Annotated in this window: 21 protein-coding genes and 1 tRNA gene; 7 read left to right on the top strand and 15 right to left on the bottom strand. The window is 71.3% G+C overall.

Annotation, left to right across the window (positions count from 1 at the left end; all coding sequences use genetic code 11):
- The first annotated feature begins 48 nt into the window (after window positions 1–48).
- On the top strand, window positions 49–672 hold the full coding sequence (locus ACGFYV_RS26575; RefSeq protein WP_393880982.1) for a DedA family protein: 624 nt from the start codon (window positions 49–51) through the stop codon (window positions 670–672).
- Window positions 673–743: 71 nt separating this feature from the next.
- Here ACGFYV_RS26575 and ACGFYV_RS26570 read toward each other — a convergent pair whose 3' ends face one another.
- Window positions 744–989, bottom strand: coding sequence for a DUF2277 domain-containing protein (locus ACGFYV_RS26570; protein ID WP_393880981.1), 246 nt, complete (start codon window positions 987–989; stop codon window positions 744–746).
- Between the two features lie 179 nt (window positions 990–1168).
- Between ACGFYV_RS26570 and ACGFYV_RS26565 the strand changes: the two genes are divergently transcribed.
- Window positions 1169–2098, top strand: a complete 930-nt coding sequence (locus tag ACGFYV_RS26565) for a ketopantoate reductase family protein (RefSeq protein WP_393880980.1) — start codon at window positions 1169–1171, stop codon at window positions 2096–2098.
- A gap of 78 nt (window positions 2099–2176) precedes the next feature.
- On the opposite strand, the gene ACGFYV_RS26560 is transcribed toward ACGFYV_RS26565, so the two are convergent.
- The 4 genes from ACGFYV_RS26560 to ACGFYV_RS26545 form a co-directional block, all read right to left on the bottom strand.
- The gene (locus tag ACGFYV_RS26560; protein WP_393880979.1) at window positions 2177–3886 is read right to left on the bottom strand and encodes an alpha/beta hydrolase; all 1710 of its coding nucleotides are present in this window, start codon (window positions 3884–3886) and stop codon (window positions 2177–2179) included.
- A gap of 44 nt (window positions 3887–3930) precedes the next feature.
- Window positions 3931–4539 (bottom strand): TIGR03086 family metal-binding protein, encoded by a 609-nt coding sequence (locus ACGFYV_RS26555; protein WP_393880978.1) that lies wholly within the window; start codon window positions 4537–4539, stop codon window positions 3931–3933.
- Window positions 4540–4775: 236 nt separating this feature from the next.
- The gene (locus ACGFYV_RS26550; protein WP_393880977.1) at window positions 4776–5501 is read right to left on the bottom strand and encodes a class I SAM-dependent methyltransferase; all 726 of its coding nucleotides are present in this window, start codon (window positions 5499–5501) and stop codon (window positions 4776–4778) included.
- Window positions 5502–5554: 53 nt separating this feature from the next.
- Window positions 5555–5764 carry a DUF1918 domain-containing protein gene (locus tag ACGFYV_RS26545; protein ID WP_393880976.1) on the bottom strand — a complete coding sequence of 70 codons (210 nt, stop codon included), beginning with the start codon at window positions 5762–5764 and terminating at the stop codon, window positions 5555–5557.
- 199 nt (window positions 5765–5963) lie between these two features.
- Here ACGFYV_RS26545 and ACGFYV_RS26540 point away from each other — a divergent pair, with 199 nt between their 5' ends.
- Window positions 5964–6320, top strand: coding sequence for a hypothetical protein (locus ACGFYV_RS26540; protein WP_393880975.1), 357 nt, complete (start codon window positions 5964–5966; stop codon window positions 6318–6320).
- A 119-nt stretch (window positions 6321–6439) separates the two neighbouring features.
- Here the strand turns inward: ACGFYV_RS26540 and ACGFYV_RS26535 are convergent.
- A tRNA-Val gene (locus ACGFYV_RS26535) sits at window positions 6440–6511 on the bottom strand.
- Window positions 6512–6831: 320 nt separating this feature from the next.
- On the opposite strand from ACGFYV_RS26535, the gene ACGFYV_RS26530 reads away from it, so the two are divergent.
- From ACGFYV_RS26530 to ACGFYV_RS26520, 3 genes are all read left to right on the top strand, one after another.
- Window positions 6832–8235, top strand: a complete 1404-nt coding sequence (locus ACGFYV_RS26530) for a hypothetical protein (RefSeq protein ID WP_393880974.1) — start codon at window positions 6832–6834, stop codon at window positions 8233–8235.
- Window positions 8236–8396: 161 nt separating this feature from the next.
- On the top strand, window positions 8397–8957 hold the full coding sequence (locus tag ACGFYV_RS26525) for a DUF4383 domain-containing protein (RefSeq protein WP_393880973.1): 561 nt from the start codon (window positions 8397–8399) through the stop codon (window positions 8955–8957).
- 9 nt (window positions 8958–8966) lie between these two features.
- Window positions 8967–9191 (top strand): zinc ribbon domain-containing protein, encoded by a 225-nt coding sequence (locus ACGFYV_RS26520; protein WP_393880972.1) that lies wholly within the window; start codon window positions 8967–8969, stop codon window positions 9189–9191.
- A gap of 463 nt (window positions 9192–9654) precedes the next feature.
- Here ACGFYV_RS26520 and ACGFYV_RS26515 read toward each other — a convergent pair whose 3' ends face one another.
- The 3 genes from ACGFYV_RS26515 to ACGFYV_RS26505 are packed head-to-tail and all read right to left on the bottom strand — an operon-like array spanning window position 9655 to window position 14274.
- Window positions 9655–10485 carry an HAD family hydrolase gene (locus ACGFYV_RS26515; RefSeq protein ID WP_393880971.1) on the bottom strand — a complete coding sequence of 277 codons (831 nt, stop codon included), beginning with the start codon at window positions 10483–10485 and terminating at the stop codon, window positions 9655–9657.
- Window positions 10485–13085: a phosphoribosyltransferase gene (locus ACGFYV_RS26510; protein WP_393880970.1), complete on the bottom strand. Its 2601-nt coding sequence runs from the start codon at window positions 13083–13085 to the stop codon at window positions 10485–10487. The genes ACGFYV_RS26515 and ACGFYV_RS26510 overlap by 1 nt, the downstream gene beginning before the upstream one ends.
- Window positions 13086–13107: 22 nt before the next feature.
- Window positions 13108–14274 (bottom strand): HpcH/HpaI aldolase/citrate lyase family protein, encoded by a 1167-nt coding sequence (locus ACGFYV_RS26505; protein ID WP_393880969.1) that lies wholly within the window; start codon window positions 14272–14274, stop codon window positions 13108–13110.
- Between the two features lie 176 nt (window positions 14275–14450).
- Between ACGFYV_RS26505 and ACGFYV_RS26500 the strand changes: the two genes are divergently transcribed.
- On the top strand, window positions 14451–15320 hold the full coding sequence (locus ACGFYV_RS26500) for a TerD family protein (protein WP_393880968.1): 870 nt from the start codon (window positions 14451–14453) through the stop codon (window positions 15318–15320).
- Window positions 15321–15327: 7 nt separating this feature from the next.
- Here the strand turns inward: ACGFYV_RS26500 and ACGFYV_RS26495 are convergent, their stop codons facing one another.
- From ACGFYV_RS26495 to ACGFYV_RS26470, 6 genes are all read right to left on the bottom strand, one after another.
- A complete protein-coding gene (locus tag ACGFYV_RS26495) occupies window positions 15328–16062 on the bottom strand; it encodes a Tellurium resistance (RefSeq protein WP_393880967.1) in 735 nt (244 codons plus the stop codon).
- Between the two features lie 180 nt (window positions 16063–16242).
- Window positions 16243–17388 (bottom strand): DUF475 domain-containing protein, encoded by a 1146-nt coding sequence (locus ACGFYV_RS26490; protein WP_393880966.1) that lies wholly within the window; start codon window positions 17386–17388, stop codon window positions 16243–16245.
- 180 nt (window positions 17389–17568) lie between these two features.
- Window positions 17569–18147, bottom strand: a complete 579-nt coding sequence (locus ACGFYV_RS26485; RefSeq protein WP_393880965.1) for a TerD family protein — start codon at window positions 18145–18147, stop codon at window positions 17569–17571.
- Window positions 18148–18252: 105 nt separating this feature from the next.
- Window positions 18253–18828, bottom strand: coding sequence for a calcium homeostasis/redox stress adaptation protein (locus tag ACGFYV_RS26480; protein WP_100826004.1), 576 nt, complete (start codon window positions 18826–18828; stop codon window positions 18253–18255).
- Between the two features lie 139 nt (window positions 18829–18967).
- Complete coding sequence (locus ACGFYV_RS26475; RefSeq protein ID WP_393880964.1) at window positions 18968–19426, bottom strand: peroxiredoxin; 459 nt, start codon at window positions 19424–19426, stop codon at window positions 18968–18970.
- 143 nt (window positions 19427–19569) lie between these two features.
- The gene (locus ACGFYV_RS26470; protein ID WP_393880963.1) at window positions 19570–20007 is read right to left on the bottom strand and encodes a DUF3052 domain-containing protein; all 438 of its coding nucleotides are present in this window, start codon (window positions 20005–20007) and stop codon (window positions 19570–19572) included.
- Window positions 20008–20048 lie beyond the last annotated feature (41 nt).

Here is a 20048-nt window from a genome sequence, read left to right as displayed (position 1 = left end):
CGCGGCGTACGCTGTACGGCTGTATCGGGGGATGAGCGGGGAGTCATCGTGTGGGACAGCGTGGGGTCGCTGACGGCCGGACCATGGATCTATGCCGTGGTCGGTCTGTCGGTACTGCTCGACGTCTTCGTACCCGTGCTGCCGAGCGGAGTCCTCGTCATCACGGCGGCCACCGCCGCGGCGGCCGGTTCGGGCGCGGCGACGGGGCAGGTCCCGCACGGCGTGCCGGACATCATCGCCCTGATCCTCTCCGCGACGACCGCCTCGGTCCTCGGTGACCTGGTCGCCTACCGGCTGGCCTGGCGGGGCGGCGACCGCCTCGACCGCGCCATCGCCCGCTCACGGCGCCTGACCACCGCGCAGGAACGTCTCGGCGAGGCCCTCGCCCGGGGCGGCGGCGCCCTGGTCGTCCTGGCCCGCTTCGCCCCCGCCGGCCGTTCCGTCGTCTCCTTCTGCGCCGGCGCCGCCCACCGCCGCGCCCGCGACTTCCTCCCCTGGTCCGCCCTGGCCGGCCTCTCCTGGGCCGCCTACAGCGTGGCCCTCGGCTACTTCGGCGCCCGCTTCCTCGGCGCGACCTGGCTGTCCACCGGGGTGTCGGTCGCCGCACTCTTCGGCGCGGGCGCCGCAGCCGCCTTCCTCATGCGCAAGCGCCCCGCACCGGCAGAGGGCTGACCCGGGGCCCGGGACCCGGGCCCACCCCATCCCCGCGGACCCGCCGGGGGCCCATCGCCCTCGCCCGCGAACTACCCGGCGCTCTGTGCCGACTGCCCCCGTGCCGACTGCCCCCGCACCTCCAGGCCGTCGAGCAGTTCCGCCGTGGCCTGTGCCACGGCCGCGACGGCTCGGTCGAACACCTCGCGGTTGTGTGCGGCGGGCGCCCGGAACCCCGAGACCTTCCGCACGTACTGCAACGCGGCTGCGTGGATGTCGTCCTCCGTGGCCTCTTCGGGCAGCACGGGCGGGCGCAGCGTCTTGATACTCCGGCACATACCGTTCCTCATCGGTGAGCAGGGCTGTGTCCTGGAACCGTACCGGTGGCACGCATCCGGTACGACTTCATGGTGCGGCAGTCGAGACCCCCCGGTCTCGCGCACCCCGCGCGCCCCTGCGAGGATCCCTGCGAAGGCGGCCACCGAATCCCGGGGCCGACCGACGAGAGGACAACCTCATGACGAGCAAGCCCACCGTGGCGGTCCTGGGCCCCGGCGGCATCGGCGGTCTCCTCGCCGCCCTGCTGTCCCGCTCCGGGCACCGAGTGATCTGCCTGGCCCGGGAGAGCACGGCGCACACCCTGCGCACCGGCGGAATCCACGTCCGCAGCGGCCAGTTCGGCGAGTTCACGGCGGCCGTGGAGGCGGACACCGAGCTGCGTGAACCGGTGGACGCCTGCCTGATCACCGTCAAACACACCACCCTGGACACCGCCCTCACCCGCGTCCCGGCGACCGCCCTCGGCGACGCCCTCGTCGTACCGTTCCTGAACGGCATCGAGCACCCGGCCGCCCTGCGCGCCCGCTACCGGCCCGACCGCGTGGCCCCCGCCGTGATCCGCGTGGAATCCACCCGCGTCCACGAGGCACCCACCACCGGGGAACCGGGCGAGCGCGTCGTGATCGAGCACGGCAGCCCGTTCGCCGAGATCGACCTGACCGCCGCCACCGCGCCCCGCGCCCGCGTCGACTCCCTCGCCGCCGCCCTGTCCGGCGCCGGTACGACGGCCCGCGTCGTCGAGGACGAGACGGCGGCTCTGTGGGCCAAGATGGCCTTCCTCGCCCCCTTCGCCCTGCTCACCACCCGCTACGGCCTCCCCCTCGGCGAGGCCCGGACCCGCCACCGGGAGGAACTCCAGTCCCTGGTCGCCGAGACCACCGCGGTCAGCCGAGCCTGCGGCGCCCCCGCGGACCCCGCCCAGGCCCTCGCCCGCTACGACGCGTTCCCGCCCGGCGCCAAGTCGTCCATGCAGCGCGACGCGGAGGCGGGCAGACCGCTCGAACTCGACGCCATCGGCGGCGCGTTGCTGCGCGCGGCCGACCGGCACGACGTCCTGGCACCGGTAACCGCCCACCTGGTACGGGAACTTCGCGACACCCATCACTGAGCCACCCGGTCTCCGACCTCCGGCCCCGGCCATCGGGCCGAACGCCCGCGCCCCGGAGGGCACTTGGCCGACGTGCCGTCACGAACACGTCGTCCCGCGCTCCGGGGTCGTGCCGTGGAGGAGGTACGTGTCGACGGTCCTGGTGGCGCAGCGGTTGAAGGGGTACGACCCGTGGCCCTCGGCCCGCACGGTCAGCAGGACACCGACGCCCGCGCCCAGCTCCGCCACCATGTGCCGGGCGCCCGCGTACGGCGTCGTCGGGTCGCCGGTGCCGGCGACGACGAGGATCGGGGAGGCGCCGTCCGCACTGACGTCGGGGGTGGCGCGCTCGCCGTCGTACGGCCAGTCGTAACAGAGGTAGACGCCCGAGGACCAGGCCTCGCCGAAGACGGGGGACGCCGCCTCGATCCGCGCGCTCATCTCATCGGCCTCGGTGAATCCGGGGCGCAGGTCGGAGTCGGCGCAGCTGATCGCGACGAACGCGGACACGCCGTTGCCGCCGGAGGTCTCGGTGCCTGACGTCTCAATGCCCGAGGTCTTGCTGCCCGCCGTCGTGCTGCCCGGGGTCTTCCCGCCCGCTGTCGTGCTGCCCGAGGTCTCGCTGCCGCGGGCGGCGACACCGGCTCGCGGCCGGACCCGGGCGCCCGGGTCATGGTCGTACGCCCTCTCCATCAGCTTGCTGCCCTTGCCCCGCTCCACGACCTCCTCCAGCGCCTTCACCAGCGGTCCCCAGCCGTCCTTGCCGAGGTCCAGGTAGTTCGAGATGGCGTGCGCGGCGAGGTCGCCGTCGAGTTTCCCGTCGCCGTCGGTGGGGGCGGGCTTCTTCCTGAGCTTGTCCAGCAGCGCGACGACGCGTCGGTCGGCCTGCGCGGGGTCGCTGCCGGTCGGGCAGTCGTGGTACGCGTCGGCGCAGTGGCGCGCGAAGCGGTCGAAGGCGCGCTGGACGGCCACGACCTGGCTGAGGTCGCCCTGCAGACGGTCCTGCGTCGGGTCGACGGGCGCTTCGAGCACGAGCCTGCCCACGTTCTTCGGAAACAAGTGGGCGTAGGTGCCGCCCAGTTCGGTGCCGTAGGAGACGCCGAAGTAGTGCAGTTTCTCGTCGCCGAGGAGGTAGCGCATCAGGTCCAGGTCGCGCGCCGTCCGCGTGGTGCCGACGTACGGCAGGAGCCGGCCGGAGTGCTTCGCGCAGGCGTCGGCGCCCTCGTACTCCTTCGCCCCGCAGCTGACGGGGGCCGTCCCGCCGACCCCTCTCGGGTCGAAGCTGACGAGGTCGTACCGCTCCCCCAGTGCGGCGTAGTCGCCCGCGAACCTGGGAAGCCCGATGACACCGGACTGGCCGGGCCCGCCGAAATTGAAGAGAAGCGACCCGATCCGCTCACGCTCCGGGCCGGTGCTCCGCTTCCGGATCATCGCCACGTCGATCGTGCCGCGGCCGGGCCGCCGGTAGTCCAACGGCGCCTTCATCGTGGCGCACTCCCAGCCGTCGCCCGGAGCGTCCCCGCCACCCTGCGCCGCGGAGGGCGGCGGACAGACCACCCAGTGAAGCCGCTGACCGGCGGTGAAGGCCGCGGGCAGCCCCGGCGACGGATTCGTCGCCTTGACCTCGACCCGCCGCTCCGCCCAGCCACCCCCGCCCGATCCGGACCGCCCCGAACCCGAACCCGCGTCCGAGCCCGAGCCTTCGTCCAAGCCCGAGCCTCCGACGGCATCGCACCCGGCACCCGCGGCCACCACGACGGCGAAGGCGACCAGCCCCGCACCGGCGCGCCGCCACAAGCCCGACGTCATCCGGGCCGCACGCACCCGCGCCGGCACGCCCGCCACCCGGTCCACTACGCCGTCCAGTCCGGCCGCCGTCCCAGATACTTCAGCAGCTCCACCACCGCGTCGTCCCCCGGCTCCGCCGGCACCACCGGAGCGAAGGCGAAGGCCCGCACCGGCTCGACGAACTGCCGTGCCGCACCGAGCAGTTCGGCCGCGAGTTCCGGGGTCAGCGGCGACGGCTGCCCGGTGGCGACGGCGATGTCCCAGGCGTGCACGGCGGCGTCCAGGGCGCAGGCGCGCACGCCGAGGGCCGCCGGCATCGTGTTCGGCGGCAGCGGAACGGGGACCTCCGCCTGGTCCGCGGGGATGCGCGGCCACGCCACGGCCGCCGCGCGCACGGCCGCCTCCGCCACCACCGACGGTTCGTCACCCAGCTTCCCGGAGGGCGCGAACGGATCCTCGGCAGGACCCGTGCCCTCGCCGAGGAACGCGGCGTAGCCGAGCTGGTCGCCCGCCGCGTGCTGCAGCACCTGGGCGGCGTTCCACTCCCCGCACGGGGTGGGCCGCTGCCAGTCGGCCGGCGCCACGCCGCGGACGACGGTGAGCAGAGCTTCGTGGGACCGGGCGAGGACGGGCTGGTTCGCGTACATGATCACGGTGCCCCCATTCTTGATCACGACAAGAAGTGTCCACCCTGGCAGAGACGCGCCCCCACGACCACGGCATTCCCGAAAGCGCACCTCAGGGCGCTGCGGTGCGCGGATGCGGATGCCGTTACGGATGCGGATCCGGCTGTGCGGATGCGGATCCGGCTGTGCGGATGCGGATCCGGCTGTGCGGATGCGGATCCGGCTGTGCGGATGCGGATCCGGCTGTGTGGATGCGGATCCGGCTGTGTGGATGCGGATGGGGATCAGGGGCGCCGCGCGACGAAGACGAACTCCTTTCCCGGCCGGTCGGGCGCATCACGAACGTCCTGCACCTCATAACCGTGCGCGACCAGGTCCGCCCCGACCTCCTCCCGTTCCCGGAAGCGCAGTGTCGAGTCCGAGGTCAGCACCTGTCCGTCCGCCGCGAAGACGTACGTCCAGCGGAAGGTCACCAGGGGCCGGCTCACGTCGATCAGCCGGACCCAGCTCTCGACGGAGCCGACGCCCGGGATCTGCGTCACCCGGTGGGTTTTCTCGCGGGTCCACTCCTCCCAGGCGCGCGCGGCCGGATCACGGGTCTCGAAGACCAGGCGCCCTCCGGGCCGCAGTGCTTCGTAGGCCCCCCGCAGCGTGTCCCGCCACGCGTGCGGGTCGACGACGGCCTGGGCGACATTCGCCGTCATCGTCGCGAGGTCGACCCGCAGGGGCGGGAGGCCTGTCGCGTCGCCGCAGATCCAGCGCACCCGCTCTCCGCCCGGTCTGGTCCGGGCGACGTCGAGGGAGGCTCGGGCGGGATCGACGCCGACGACCTCGACCCCGCGGCCGGCCAGGAGCAGCGCGAACACTCCCGTGCCGCAGCCGATGTCCAGCACGTGCCGCGCCCCGAACTCCTCCACCATCCCGAGGTAGGCGTCGAGATCGCCCCGGTCGGGGTCGAGCGGATCGTAGATCGCGGTGAGTCGCGGGTGCCCGAAGCATTCGTCAGCCATGCCACCGAAGGTAGGCGGCCGAGATCCAGCCGAGCATGACTGCCCGGGGCGAGTTACCGGATGGTGTGGGGTTCGGTGGACTTCGGATGCTGGACCACGCAGTCCGGTCCGGGCCACATGATCGTCTCGTGGCCGTCTTCGGCGCGGACGCGATAGGGCGGCTCGCCATTGGTCCCCAGCACTTCCACGATCTCCACGACGTGGTCGCCATGCCCGACGGTCCTGCCGTGCACCAACAGCCGGTCACCAGTCTTCGCGTGCATCTGTGCTCCTCTCCGAGCCGCCACCGGAAGGTCCCGTACGGCACCACCAGTCTCTGGGGCAAGGCGCCAGGGCGCAGCCGGTGAGCCGAGGTACGCCCATCAGGGCTAAACCCCATGCCCCCACTCGTTGCCCCACTCGTTCGACTGAACCCCCCTGCGGAACTCGCCACCCAAAATCGAACAGGCGTAGCATTGCCGCGTGGCTACGACCTATGAATTCCCCAGTGACCTCCTCGCCGGTCAGGAGGAGCTGCATCAGGTCCGGGCCGAGCTGTCGGCCCTGCTCAGGCGGCTGCCGTGGTCGGTCGAGCCGATGGACGGCTTCAGCGACGACAACGGCTGGCGCAAGGTCGAGCGTCCCGCCTCCCCCGGCTGGACGTCCGACGAGCAGGCCGAGGTGGAGAAGCTGAGGCGCCGCGAGCACGAACTCGCGGTCTTCGTCAGCGGCCACCGCTTCTGGGCCGAGGTCACGGCAGCGGATCGCGTCGAGAGCCGCATGAAGCTGAAGCACGCCCGCGCGGAGGCCACAGGAAAGGACGACCTGCCGACGACCTGACGAGGTGAGCCCGGGATAACTGACGAGGTGAGCCCGGGATAAGGAGAGAGGGTCCGGCCGGACACACAAAACCCCCGACCGCACGCGGTCGGGGGCTTCCGTCGGGGCTTCCCGAGATGTGGGCGCGGACGGTTTCGAACCGCCGACATCCTGCTTGTAAGGCAGGCGCTCTACCCCTGAGCTACGCACCCGGAACAGGGCGACAGCCTACATTGCCCGAGGGGCTGCGCGGCAAACCGTATCCAGGGTGGGGACAAACCGTATCCAGGGTGGGGACAAGCCGTCCCTGACCGACCGAGCGGAAGCGCGTCACGGTGCCAGGACGCCTGCCCAGCCGCATACCCCCGGCGGCACACATGCCCCCAGCGGTACCGGGCATGCCGGTCACCCGCGTTCGCGCCGCGGGCGGGAAAGTGGCGGTGCGCACGGCGAACCGACCGACCCGTGTGTTCGTCTTCGACGGGTGGGAGAATGTCACCACCCAGGGCGAACCACAGCACGGGAGAGGGATGTGACGGCGACACCGGGCACGCCACCTTCGCAGCCGTACCCGCCGTCGATCCCACGGGCCGGGCACCGGGGTGCGTTCACGCCACTGCTCGACACCCTGACCCTGATGAGCCTGCCGGTGCTGGCGGCGCTCGCGCTGCCGTTGCCGGCGGCGTTCGCGGGCGGTGGCACGCGGCGCTGGTTCGGGGGGCGTGCGGAGAGCCAGCGGGCGGAGGCGCAGGCCGCGAAGGACGCGGCGGCGGCCGCGTTCTACGAACTCGACACCGCCCAGCGGGATCTGCGGATCTCCGTCGAGACCATCGCCGCCGTCGACGACTCCCCGGCCGCCCGGCGCGCGGTCTCCGACTTCGATGCGCTGGGCCGGCGTATAGACGAGGCCAGCCAGCGGTACATCCAGGCCGTCGACGCCCATGACCTCGACCGGGACGACCTCGACGCCGCCACGGCCGTACGGGCGCGCGGGGAGCTGACCGCGGCCAAGGACGAACTGGTCCGCGTCAAGGAGGAGCTGGACCGTTTCGGCAGCTCGCTCGGCCCGCTGCTCGGCAAGGCCGAGACCCAGCTGGCCCGGCTCGCCCCCGCCGTGGAACGGGCCCGGCAGGCCCTGCTGGGCGCGAGCAACGCACTGGACGCCGCACGCGCGACGAACCTGCGCGCCGACGACCTCGCCGCCCGGCTCGCCGCCCTCTCCCCCGAGCTGACGCGGCTGAACCAGGGTGCCGGGCAGCACGGGGTGGCGCCGACGCTGGAACGGGCCGAGCGGGTGCAGCGGGAGGCGTCGGCGATCCGGGCGGAGGCGGAGCGGCTGCCGGAGAAGGCCGCCGAGATCGATCACCGGCTGGTCAGCCTGCGCACCCGTGCCCAGGCGCTGACCACCAGGGCCGGACAGGTCGACCCCGTCCTGAGCGAACTGCGGCGGCGGTTCGCGGCCGCCTGCTGGCAGGATCTGCAGCACGTGCCGGAGCAGGCCACGCAGAACGTCCGGCAGGCCGAGCTGAAGCTGCGCGAGGCGCAGGCCGCGCGGGACGCCCAGCGGTGGGCGGACGCCACCTCGCTGCTGTCGACCGTACGCGCCCTGCTCAGCACCACCGACGAGGCCGTCTCGGCCGCCGGCGACCGGCTGACCAGGCTGAACGCCGTCCAGAAGGATCCTCAGGCGGAGATCCAGCGCACCCGGTTCGCGATCCGCGACGCCCAGCGGCTGGCCATGACGGGCCGTACGACACCGGACCCACGGGACGCCGGGCCCCTGGACGACGCGGTGGCGCGGCTGGAGCGGGCGATCGGCACGCTGGAGAGCGGCCGGCACCCGGACTACTGGCACTTCCTGACCGAGACGGAGGCCGTCCGGCAGGCGACCGCTCAGGTGGTGTCCCGGATCCGCGAGGAGCGCGGGGGGCACTGAGGGGGCCGCGCCGAGCGGGGCCGCCCCGGGCGGGGGTCCGCCGTGTGCGGTCCTGGCGGTTGCGGTCCCGTGGGTTGCGGTCCTGTCGGTTGCGGGGCGGCGCGGGGCGGGCGGATATTGGGTGGACGGATGGCCTCCGCTAGCGCCCGAGGGAGGCGGACATGGCCACACACGCAGTGCACACGAAGCAGCGACGACGGATCGAGTTCGACAAGCACCTGCCCGTGGACCACCGGCTGAACACGGTGTACCGGATCGGTGCGGGCCTCATCGGCGCGTTCCTCGTCGTCTTCGGCATCCTGGGTCTGATCAACCACATCGGCTTCTTCAGCACCGGCGGTGCGACCGCCGCAGGACTGAACACCAACGGCGCGCTCAGTGTCCTCTCGATCTGCATCGGGGCGATCCTGCTGCTCGGCATGGTGATCGGCGGGAACGTCGCGTCGACGCTGAACATGGTGCTCGGCGTGCTGTTCCTGCTGAACGGGTTCCTGTTCCTCGGCCTGCTCGACACCCCGCACAACTTCCTGGCGTTCAAGATCCAGAACGTGCTGTTCAGCTTCGTCGTGGGTCTGCTGCTGATGACCTTCGGCATGTACGGCCGGGTCGGCTCGACCCTGCCGTACGACAACCCGTACTGGCGGGCCCGCCACCCCGACGCGGGCGAGGCCGCGCGGAGCGGCACGGCTCATGACGTCCCACCCCCCGGGTCCGGCGGTTAACCTGTGCGCATGCCTCGCTACGAGTACCGCTGCCGGACCTGCGGCGACACCTTCGAACTGAGCCGCCCCATGGCGGAGTCCGCCGCCCCCGCGGCCTGCCCCGCGGGCCACGACGACACGGTCAAACTGCTGTCGACGGTCGCCGTGGCCGGCACGTCCAAGACACCGTCCCCGGCGCCCCAGGCGAGCGGGGGCGGAGGCGGTGGCTGCTGCGGCGGAGGTTGCTGCGGCTGATCAACGGACGTTGGCCCGGCCTACGGGGGTGGGCCACGGGTGTGGGCCCACAGGTGTGGGCCCACAGGTGTGGGCCTACGGACGTCGATCTCCGAACGTTGACCCACGGACGCGGCCCGGCAGGCTTCGCCTACAGGCGTTGGCCTACGAGTGTGGGCCTACAGGCGTTGACTCACCCGTACGAGCCAACGCCCGTGGGCCCACAAGCGTTGCCCCGTCGAGACACGACAGTGCGCATCCACACCTGATTGCCCACGCGAGTTGGCCTACAAGTGTTGACCCCACGGCCGTTGCCCCACGGCCGCCCACCTACGCGCCGCGACCCACGAGCGTTGACCCACGACCGCTTGCCCACGCCTGTTGACTCACGGCCACTCGCCTAAGCCCGTTTGCCCACACCCGTAGGCCCACACCCGTAGGCCCACACCTGTTGGCCGACGCCCGTTAGCCCACCCCCGTTGACCTAGCTCCGACACCCCCCAGGCGCCTCCCCCCTCACCGCCCGCAAGAACTCCCGCGTGATCCGCTCCCCCGCCAGCACGCCCCGTTCCGCTATCGCGGCGATCGCCGGGGCGGTCCAGTCGTTGTCGGCCAGTTCGCCGTGGGCGGGGCGCCAGCCGCGGTCGGCGGCGAGGAGCAGGTCGGCGTCCAGGAGGGAGTCGCCGGCCGCCAGGGTCAGCTCCGCGCCGGTGCGGCGGGCGACCTCGCGGACGGCCGCGCTCTTGGTGAGCGGCTTGGGGACGGCGTAGATCTTCCGGCCCTGGAGGGAGACCCCCCAGCCGCGGCCCTCCGCCCACACGGCCAGTTCCTTCACCCACTCCTCGGGGAGCAGTTCGCGCTCGACGACCAGGTAGGCGAAGAGGTCCTCGGCGACCCGGTGCTTGCGCACCCACTCGGGGTCGGCGGTCTCGCTCAGACGGGCGCGGATCTCGTCCAGCGGCGCGCACTCGTCGGCGAGCCGGGTCTGTACCGTCTCGTGCCAGTCGTGGTCCGTGACGCCGTCGACGAGGAGATGGCCGCCGTTGGCACAGATCGCGTACGCCGGCTGGGGGCCGGGCAGGTTGATGCGCTGGTACTGCTTGCGGGTGCGGGTCGTGGTCGGGACGAAGACGGCCGTGTCGCCGAGGTCGGTCAGCAGTTGGGCGGCCGTCTCGGTCATGTAGGACAGGGGCTTGCTCTCGTGGACCTCCACGCACAGCAGCCGGGGTGCCCGTGCGTCCGGCATGGTCAGGGCCAGGGCCGCGGAGGAGTAGATCAGCGTACGGTCGAGGTCGCTCGCCACCAGCACCGGCATCAGACGTTCACCGCCCTGCCGTCGGCGCCGGTGGCGCCCCGGGTGTACTTGGGGTGGATCAACCCCATGCAGGTGTACGGCAGTTCGCCGACCTCCTCCACCAGAACGCCTCTCTGTTCAGCCAGCAGCCGTACGTGGTCGAGGTCGGCGCCGGCGCCGGCCTTGGCCAGGATCTTCCAGGGCACCCGGCGCAGCAGCACCCGGGTGGTCTCGCCGACGCCGGGCTTGACGAGGTTCACGTCGTGGATGCCGTACTCCTCGCTGATCCGCTCGACGGCCTGCCAGCCGGCCCAGGTCGGGGTGCGGTCGGCGGCCATGAGGTCCTTGACGGCGGCGTCGACGCCGTCGGTGACCTCGGGGAAGCGGGCGGAGACGGCGTCGAGGAAGGCGACGGAGACGTCGGCGCCGGCGAGTTCGCGGTAGAACTTCGCGCCGTGGAAGTCGTCCGGGCCGACCAGGTCGGCGCGCAGGACCGTGCGCGAGATCAGGCCGGAGACCGTGGAGTTGAGGCAGGCGGAGGGTATGAGGAAGTCCTCGCGGGTGCCGTAGGTGCGGACGCAGGAGCCGGGGTCGGCGAGGACGGCGATCTCCGGGTCGAAGCCGGTGACGCCTTCGCGCTGCTCGAACTCCTCGACGGCCTGGGCGAGTTCGCGGGTGATGGCGCCCTTGCCGGTCCAGCCGTCGACGAAGACGACGTCGCGGGGGTCGTGGTGGGCGGCGAGCCAGCGCAGCGCGTTGGCGTCGATGCCGCGACCGCGGACGATCGAGACGGCGTAGTGCGGGAGCCGGAGGCCGTGGCGGTGCTGGGCCCAGCGGCGCATGAGGACGCCGACGGGGGTGCCGGCGCGGGCGAGGGAGACGAGGACCGGGCGCGGTGAGCGCTCGGCGAGCACGGTCTCGGTGACCACGCCGACGGCCTGGGCGATCCGGGCGGCGGAGGTGTCCAGGGCGGCCTGGAACAGTTCCTGGTACTGCTCGCTCGGCTGGTACTCGACGGGCAGCGACTCGGCGTAGTGCGCGCCGCCGCTCTGGATGGCCTCCTCGCGCTCCTCGGTCGGTGCCTCCAGGGTCACGTCCGAGAGGTCCTGGAGCAGCCAGCCGACCTCCTCGGGCGCGTACGAGGAGAAGGCGGGGCCGCGGAGGGGCTCGGGCAGCATGACCGGCCTTTCGGGGGAGGTTCGGGGCTCGGGGGTGTAGGACGGGACGACCGCGAGCAGGACGTGCGGGGTGTGGGCGGCGAGGCGGGCCAGGAGGCCGTCGGGGGTGTGCAGCGGGGGGGTGTCGGCGACGGAGTCGACGACGGCGACCACGGCGTCGAAGCCGGCGCCGGCGACGTTGTAGGCGTAGCGCTCGCCGGGGCCGTCGGCCGGGTCGTCGTGGGCGGGGAAGGCGAGGCGGGTGCGGATCGCGTAGCCGGGGTCGTCGACGGCGAGGACGGGTGAGCGGGTGGTGGTGGAGAAGCGCACGTCGGCGGGGACGATCTGCTCCAGTTCGCGGGCGATGCGCAGCGGGGCGTACATCAGCTCCTCGAAGCCGAGGACGAGGACCCGCCGGGCGCCTGGGGGCAGTGCTTCGGCGACCCGGGCGGCCATGGCGGGCAGGGCGGCCTCCAGGCGGGCCCGGTGCGCGGGCGTGAACCCGTGCCGGCCGCCGTCGGGCAGGCCGCGGGGCCAGTACAGGTCGACGTGGCTGATCCGGCCGTAGGACGCCTCGTAGGACCCGTGCGCCGCGTCGTAGGACCCGTGAGCCGCCTCGCAGGACCCGGGTGCCGGAGCGCCGGACGCGGACACGCCGGACGCGGACACGCCGGACGCGGACACGCCGGACGCGGACACGCCGGACGCGGACACGCCGGATACAGGCTCGTTCCCGGCGGCAGCCGTCTCGTGCTCGGCGACCAGCCGCCGGCCCTTCTCCAGGACGTCCTCGGGCAGGCGTACGGTCCCGGAGGCGGCGGCGACCAGGTCGACGCGGGCGCCGATCTCGGTGGCGAATCGTTCCAGCCGGGCGGTGTCCTCGGCGGAGCGCATGTCGACCAGGGCGACCACCACGTACCGGCGCCGTGGGTAGCGGGCGTGCAGGTCGCGGATGGTGTTGAGGACCGTGTTGCCGGTGGAGAACTCGTCGTCGACCAGGACCAGCGGGCCGTCGCCCGCGAGCAGGGCGGGGTCCTCGGGCAGGAGCAGGTGGGAGGTGGCGTGGGAGTGGGACTCCTCGAAGCCGCCCGCCGGGGTGATGCCGGGGACGGGGCGGCGCGTGGAGTGCAGGTACGGGGCGTGGCCGAGGCCGTCGGCGACCGCGTGGCCGAGGCCGGTGGCGGTCTCCGCGTAGCCGAGGACGACGGCACGGGCGGTCTCGGTCTCGCCGAGCAGGTCGCGCACCCGGCGGCCCAGGCCGAATCCGTGGCCGTAGACCACGGACGGGGACTGCGGTACGTGCTTGCCGAGCACGTGGGAGACGAGCAGGTGGGCTCGCTTGGGGTTGCGGCGCAGCGCGAGCCCGAGCAGGGCCCGCAGGCCGTCGTCGCCCTCGAGTTCGACCCCGAGTCGCTCGGCGACCCAGCGGCCGGACCAGACCCCGTCGTTCACTGCCGTGTTCATGCGTTCCTTGGGTTTTGGGTGGTCAGCCGGGTATGCCGGCGGCGAGCAGTTCCACGAAGCCGACGTCCTCGCGCGCGACGCCGAAGACCTCGGCGCGCAGCAGGGTCCGTTCGGCCCAGGCGCGGTGCGGTTTCACTTCGTTCATCTTGTTCGTGTAGGCGGACCTGAGTACACCCCCGCCGCCGCGTTCCGGCCGCAGGATGTCCTGGGCGTCGCTGAACTCTTCGTGGCTGACCACGGACAGCGCGTGCACGGGAAGGACGTGGGAGGGGTGGATGCAGGTCTTGCCGAGCAGGCCGTTGGCCTGGTCGAGGGAGATCTCCCGCAGCAGCCCGTCCATGGCGTGCTCGATCAGCTTCTCGCGCAGTTCGACGGCCTGCATCTGCAGGAAGGGGCTCTGCCGCAGCTGGGGCTTGAACATGCGCTCGGGCATGCGGAAGTACTCCCACACGGGGCCGGTCACGGTGAATCCGGTGCCGTCGGCGCGGGCGAGCATGTTGACGACGTCGGCGATCACGGAGGCGACGATCTGGACGTCGTAGGCGGTCATGTCGGGGGCGCGGCGCAGCCCGTAGGAGGAGCAGAAGTCGGTGACGCCGAGGCGCAGGGCGAGGACGCGGTCGCGGAACTTGCCGACGGCGCGCAGGATGCCCTCCAGGGTCTCCACGCGGGTCTCGCGGTAGAGCAGCTCGGGCGATTCGAGGACGGGCATGGCGAACAGCCGTCTGCCGCCGGCGGTCTCGGCGGTGGCGAGCGCCTCCAGGAAGGGGGTGCCGCTCTCCTCGGTGAACTTGGGCATGACGAAGCCGGACAGCAGCCGGGCGGCGGGGCCGAGGCGGTGGACCAGGTCGGGGATCTGCTCGGGGGTGCGTACCCGGATGAACAGCAGGGGCGGCTCGGTGTCCGGGCGGGAGTGGAGGTCGGTGAGCTGGCGGACGAGGTTCTCCTCGCCGTCGGCGACGTCCGCGTCGTCGATGGAGTCCTCCAGGCACAGCACCATCGAGACCACGCCCGCGGCGGCCTGTCTGAGGACGTCGTCGGCCAGCCGGGGCCGGGTGGCCGGGCTGTACAGCGTGGCGCCCAGGGCCGCGGAGAGGATCCGGGCCGGGGAGTCGACGGTGAACGCGCACGGTTCCTGGTGGAACAGGCGCTCCCGCACCTCGGGGGCGATGTGCCCGAAATGACGCATAGGACTCCCTCACGGCGCTTGCCGTGTCTGTGAGTTCGGTAAAGGGTGGCCGTAAATAGTACGTAGGGACCCGTGTCGGGGGTTCCCTGCGGGCATGAATTCCGGGTAACTCGCCCGTGCACGGGGGAACACCCCCCGCATTGTCGTGGCCAGGACGGAGAAGGCAGGATGACCGCATGACGCACACGATGCTGAAGGGGTCGAACGTCCCGCTCGAGGTCACCACGGTCCGTGCCGTGCTGCGCTGGACCGCCGGGCAGGGTGTCCCTGATGTGGACGCCTCGGCGCTGCTGCTCGGTTCCGACGGCCGTGTGCGCTCCGACGAGGACTTCGTGTTCTACAACCAGCCCCGGCATCCTTCGGGGAAGGTGTGGCGGCTCGGCAAGAAGCGGGTCGCCGAGGGGCTGACCGACACGATCCAGTCGGACCTGGCCGGTGTCGAGGCGGTGATCGACCGCATCGTGCTGGTCGCCTCCGCGGACGGGGTGACCTTCGACCGGGTGCCGGCGCTGTGCATCTCGCTGTACGACGCCGCGCGCGCCGACGCCGAGCCGCTGGCCCGGTTCGAGATCACGCCGGAGACGGGTGCGGAGACGGCCCTGATCTGCGGTGAACTGTACCGGCGCGGGGAGCGCTGGAAGTTCCGTGCCCTGGGTGAGGGTTACTCGAACGGGCTGGAGGGCCTGGCCACGGACTTCGGTATCTCGGTGGACGAGTCGGAGGCGCAGGAGGAGGAGTCCCGTCGCCCCGAGTCCGCGTCGCTGCCGCTGCCGCCGGAGCAGCCGACGGCGGTCCCGGTGCAGCCGACGTACGGCTACCCGCAGCCGGCGCCCGGGCAGCAGCCCGCGTACGGCTACCCCCAGCCGACGTCCGGTTACCCTCAGCCGACGTCCGGGCAGCAGCCCGCGTACGGCTACCCCCAGCCGGTGGGCCGGCCCGCCTACGGCTATCCGCAGCCGCAGCCGGCCGTGCCGGCCTTCCTGGACCCGAACTTCCGTCTGCCGCCCCAGGGGCCGCAGTTCGTCGGACGTCAGGGCGCGGCCTGAGGGGCGGCTACTGCTCCGCCTTGGTCTTGTAGCCCCGGCCCCAGGTGAGGCCCCATCCGTACAGCCGGTCCAGCTCGCCCTGGAAGCCGTACACGAACTTGACCTCGCGCCGGACTATCAGTTCGTCCTTGGTGTTCTCGATCATGACGACGGCGCACGAGCGGGCCTGGGGGTGCCGCTCGTCGAGGCCTATCTCGATCCGGGGGCCGTTGCTCGGGTAGAGCGTGACCATCGCGTGTGTGCGGTCGAAGGCGGGCGTCTGGTCGTAGATGTACACGAAGACCAGCAGGCGTTTGATGGCGTCGCGGTGGTCCAGGTTCACGTACATGGTCTCGCCGGAGGCGGATCCGAACCGGTCGTCGCCGCTGAGCTTGATGTAGGGCGGTGCGTTGACGTCGCCGAGGTAGCCGCCGAGGGGCTGGACGACTCCCTTGGTGCCGTCGTTCAGTTCGTACAGGCAGCCCAGGTCGAGGTCGACGTTGACCATGCTCTGCCCGTGTCCGAGGATCTCCGGCGGTTTGAGGGCTCTGAAGGGGTGCCGGAAGAGGCTGGTGCGCTGGGTGCTGTCGAAGTCGGAGGTGCGCATCCGCCAGGTGAGGTTGACGCGCAGGTTGCCGGTGGCCGCGTCCTGTTTGGTGAGGGACACCGTCTGGTGCCGCCGGTGCAGTTCGATCGCATTGCTGCCGGCGCTGCCCGAGTCGAACTCGGCGCGCCCGCCGCGCAGCCCGTCGAAGAATCCCATTCCCGCCCCCAGAAGTTCCCGTCAGCACACCGTCGGGGCGGCCGACCACGTCGGCCGCCCCGAACAGAGCGTTCCTCGTCGCACGGGGCGTCACACCCCGGCACGTCCCTGATCTTGCCCGTAGGGGCAGACAGGGGCGTCAGACCCCGGTCAGCCCCGGTCAGCCCGAGTCAACCCGGGTCAGACCCCGGAGGACACCTCGGCCTTCTCGTCCGAGCCCGTCTCCCCCTCCGCTGCCGCCAGCGCGCGGTTGCGGCGGACGGAGGACCAGAACGACCAGGCGATCAGGACGACGCCGACGAGGCCGGTGATGACCTCGTTGATCTCGTGCTGGATGGTGACCATGAGGATCACGGCCAGGGCGCCGATCGCGTAGTGGGCGCCGTGCTCCAGGTAGACGTAGTCGTCGAGGGTGCCCTGGCGGACCAGGTAGACGGTCAGCGACCGGACGTACATGGCGCCGATGCCGAGGCCGAGCGCCATCAGGACGATGTCGTTGGTGATGGCGAACGCGCCGATCACACCGTCGAAGGAGAAGGACGCGTCCAGGACCTCGAGGTAGAGGAACATGAAGAACGCGGCCTGGCCGGCGAGGACGACGGCCGGCTTCTTCCTGCCGGTGCGGGCGGCCTCTTCCTCCTCCTCGTGCTCACGCTCCTCGTCCTGTTCGAGTTTGTCCTCGAAGAAGCCGGAGAGACCGCCGACGATCATGTACGTGATCAGGCCGGCGATTCCGGCGATCAGGACCGTCTGGGCCTTGTCGACGTGGGCGCCGCCGTGCTGGTGGGCGTGGGTGGCGAAGGTGAAGGAGGTGATGAGCAGGACGATCAGCGAGATGCAGACCGACAGCATGTCGACCTTGCCGAGCTTGGCCAGGGGCCGCTCGATCCAGCGCAGCCACTGGATGTCCCGGTCCTCGAAGATGAAGTCGAGGAAGATCATCAGCAGGAACATGCCGCCGAAGGCCGCGATCGCCGGGTGGGCGTCGGTGACCAGCTGCTGATAGCGGTCCTTGTTGTTGAGAGCGAGGTCGACGGCCTCGATCGGGCCCATCTTGGCGGTGACCGCGACGATGACGACGGGGAAGACCAGCCGCATGCCGAAGACCGCGATGAGCACGCCCACCGTGAGGAAGATCTTCTGCCAGAAGGCGTTCATCTTCTTCAGGATTCCGGCGTTGACCACCGCGTTGTCGAACGACAGCGAGATCTCGAGAATGGAAAGGATCGCCACGACGCCGAAGGCCTCCCACCCCCCGTAGAAGACCGCTGCGACCAGACCGACCGCGGTAATCGCGAACGACCAGCCGAAGGTTTTCAGAAGCACTGGCTACCCCATCGTGTGTTGGGGGTCCCACCCAGACGTAGTCTGGGGGAGGGTCTCCCCCGCGCCGTACTCGGCTTTGCTAAACGTTGACCACGAGTCTAGGCGGCACCGCACCGGCAGTGGTACCGAGGGCGACGTCACGACAAAGCCACAGCTCGCGGAGGAGTGCCGGATCCGGCGTCAGGAGACGTTGACACCGAAGTCGAGGGCGATGCCGCGCAGACCGGACGCGTATCCCTGGCCGACCGCGCGGAACTTCCACTCGCCCTGGTAGCGGTAGAGCTCGCCGAAGATCATGGCCGTCTCGGTGCTGGCGTCCTCGCTGAGGTCGTAGCGGGCGAGTTCCTGGCCGTCGGCCTGGTTGACGACGCGGATGAAGGCGTTGGAGACCTGTCCGAAGGTCTGGCCGCGCTCGTCGGCCATGTGGATCGAGACGGGGAAGACGATCTTCTCGCACTGGTCCGGCACCTTGGCGAGATCCACCAGGATCGACTCGTCGTCGCCCTCGCCCTCGCCGGTGAGGTTGTCACCGGTGTGCTCGACCGAGCCGTCGGGGCTCTTGAGCTGGTTGTAGAACACGAACCACTCGTCGCCCATGACCCGGTTCCCGGCGCCGCACAGCAGGGCGCTGGCGTCGAGGTCGAAGGGGGCGCCGGTGGTGGAGCGCGCGTCCCAGCCGAGCCCGATCAGGACGTTGGCGAGGTTCGGTGCGGCCTTGGAGAGGGAGACGTTGCCTCCCTTGGCGAGCGTGACGCCCATGATGCTGGTCCTCCCCTAGTGGTGCTTCCCTGGTTGTCCTGCGCGTCCGGCGCCGCCCGTAAACGGTGCGGCGCCGGATCTGCGGGCGTCGGAACCCCGCCGGGATCAGACGTTGACGCCGAAGTCCTGGGCGATGCCGCGCAGGCCCGAGGCGTAGCCCTGGCCGATGGCACGGAACTTCCACTCCGCGCCGTGCCGGTAGAGCTCGCCGAAGACCATGGCGGTCTCCGTGGACGCGTCCTCGCTGAGGTCGTAGCGGGCGATCTCCTGCCCGCCGGCCTGGTTGACGACGCGGATGAACGCGTTGCGGACCTGGCCGAAGGACTGCTGGCGGTTCTCGGCGTCGTAGATCGACACCGGGAAGACGATCTTCTCGACGTCGGCCGGGACGCCGGCCAGGTTCACCTTGATCTGTTCGTCGTCTCCCTCGCCCTCACCGGTGAGGTTGTCACCGGTGTGCTCGACCGAGCCGTCGGGGCTCTTGAGGTTGTTGAAGAAGACGAAGTGCTGGTCGCTCGCGACCTTGCCGGAGTTGTTCAGCAGCAGGGCACTGGCGTCGAGGTCGAAGTCGGTGCCGGTCGTGGTGCGCACGTCCCACCCCAGGCCGACGATGACGGCGGTCAGGCCCGGGGCCTCCTTCGTCAGCGATACGTTGCCGCCCTTGCTGAGGCTGACTCCCACGGGTCCTCCATGTGGTGTCCAGGGGCCGACAAGCCCCGTCGTGCTTCGGATATGGGATCAACGTGCCGATCCTAGTGACGGGTTCCCGCCCCCGCAGACCCTGAGCCCGAAGGCCCGGTGGTGTCGGGGGCGGACCGGCTCACAGGGTGTCGAGCGCCTTCACGTACTCGTTCAGGTCACGGGCGTCCGGCAGGCCGTTGACGACGGTCCACCGCACGACGCCCTCCTTGTCGATGACGAAGGTGCCCCGGACGGCACAGCCCTTGTCCTCGTCGAAGACGCCGTAGGCGCGCGAGACGTTGCCGTGCGGCCAGAAGTCGCTGAGCAGCGGGTACTCCAGGGCCTCCTGCTCGGCGAAGACGCGCAGGCTGTGGATGGAGTCGTTGGAGACGGCGAGCAGCTGGGTGTCGCGGTCGGAGAACTGCGGCAGGTTGTCACGCAGCTCGCACAGCTCACCCGTGCACACGCCGGTGAAGGCGAAGGGGTAGAAGAGCAGGACCACGTTCTTCTCGCCGCGGAAGTCGGAGAGCTTCACGCTGCGGCCGTGGTTGTCCTTGAGTTCGAAGTCGGGCGCCTTGTCGCCGACCTGGATCGCCATGGTCGTGCTTCCCTTCGGTGGGCTGTCGGGGTGAGAGCACAGCAAGCGCTCGGAACCACCCTACGCAGCGATCACCCGGGACCGTGCGGCAGCCGGGCTGGGCCGTGGGGCCCGGCCCGGCTGCGCAATGGCGTGACCGAAGGTCACTTCTTCGACTTGGCCGCCTTCGGCGTCGCCAGACGCGAGCCGCTCCAGTCCTTGCCGACGCTGACGCTCTTGGAGGCGGTCAGGCCGGCCGTCGTCGCGGCTTCCGAGATGTCGCTCGGCTCCACGTACCCCGAACGGCCGGTCTTCGGCGTCAGGAGCAGGATGGCACCGCCCTCTTCGATGTACGTGGTGGCATCCACCAGCGCATCCGTGAGGTCGCCGTCGTCATCACGGAACCACAGCACGACGGCGTCGGCCACGTCGTCGTAGTCCTCGTCCATGAGGTCGGCCTCGATGACTTCCTCAATGGCCTCGCGGAGCTCCTGATCGACGTCGTCGTCGTAGCCGATCTCCTGGACCACCTGCCCGGGCTGGAACCCCAGCCTGGCGGCAGGGTTCGTCCGCTCCTCCGCGTGGTCCGCGGTCGCGCTCACGGGTTGCCTCCTGATCATGTCTTGGATGGGGGTGCCCCCGA

Origin of the sequence: Streptomyces sp. NPDC048297, from assembly GCF_043201585.1 — a bacterium.
Lineage (GTDB): Bacteria > Actinomycetota > Actinomycetes > Streptomycetales > Streptomycetaceae > Streptomyces.
Note: the sequence above shows the minus strand (reverse complement) of the source record. Positions and strands in the feature narration are given on the sequence as shown.

Excerpts from the sequence above, each read along its gene's own strand:
- ACGFYV_RS26570 (WP_393880981.1), bottom strand. The coding sequence starts at position 989 with ATGTGCCGGAGTATCAAGACGCTGCGCCCGCCCGTGCTGCCCGAAGAG.
- ACGFYV_RS26565 (WP_393880980.1), top strand. The coding sequence starts at position 1,169 with ATGACGAGCAAGCCCACCGTGGCGGTCCTGGGCCCCGGCGGCATCGGC.
- ACGFYV_RS26560 (WP_393880979.1), bottom strand. The coding sequence starts at position 3,886 with ATGACGTCGGGCTTGTGGCGGCGCGCCGGTGCGGGGCTGGTCGCCTTC.
- ACGFYV_RS26550 (WP_393880977.1), bottom strand. The coding sequence starts at position 5,501 with ATGGCTGACGAATGCTTCGGGCACCCGCGACTCACCGCGATCTACGAT.
- ACGFYV_RS26545 (WP_393880976.1), bottom strand. The coding sequence starts at position 5,764 with ATGCACGCGAAGACTGGTGACCGGCTGTTGGTGCACGGCAGGACCGTC.
- ACGFYV_RS26525 (WP_393880973.1), top strand. The coding sequence starts at position 8,397 with ATGGCCACACACGCAGTGCACACGAAGCAGCGACGACGGATCGAGTTC.
- ACGFYV_RS26520 (WP_393880972.1), top strand. The coding sequence starts at position 8,967 with ATGCCTCGCTACGAGTACCGCTGCCGGACCTGCGGCGACACCTTCGAA.
- ACGFYV_RS26515 (WP_393880971.1), bottom strand. The coding sequence starts at position 10,485 with ATGCCGGTGCTGGTGGCGAGCGACCTCGACCGTACGCTGATCTACTCC.
- ACGFYV_RS26510 (WP_393880970.1), bottom strand. The coding sequence starts at position 13,085 with ATGAACACGGCAGTGAACGACGGGGTCTGGTCCGGCCGCTGGGTCGCC.
- ACGFYV_RS26505 (WP_393880969.1), bottom strand. The coding sequence starts at position 14,274 with ATGCGTCATTTCGGGCACATCGCCCCCGAGGTGCGGGAGCGCCTGTTC.
- ACGFYV_RS26500 (WP_393880968.1), top strand. The coding sequence starts at position 14,451 with ATGACGCACACGATGCTGAAGGGGTCGAACGTCCCGCTCGAGGTCACC.
- ACGFYV_RS26495 (WP_393880967.1), bottom strand. The coding sequence starts at position 16,062 with ATGGGATTCTTCGACGGGCTGCGCGGCGGGCGCGCCGAGTTCGACTCG.
- ACGFYV_RS26485 (WP_393880965.1), bottom strand. The coding sequence starts at position 18,147 with ATGGGCGTCACGCTCGCCAAGGGAGGCAACGTCTCCCTCTCCAAGGCC.
- ACGFYV_RS26475 (WP_393880964.1), bottom strand. The coding sequence starts at position 19,426 with ATGGCGATCCAGGTCGGCGACAAGGCGCCCGACTTCGAACTCAAGGAC.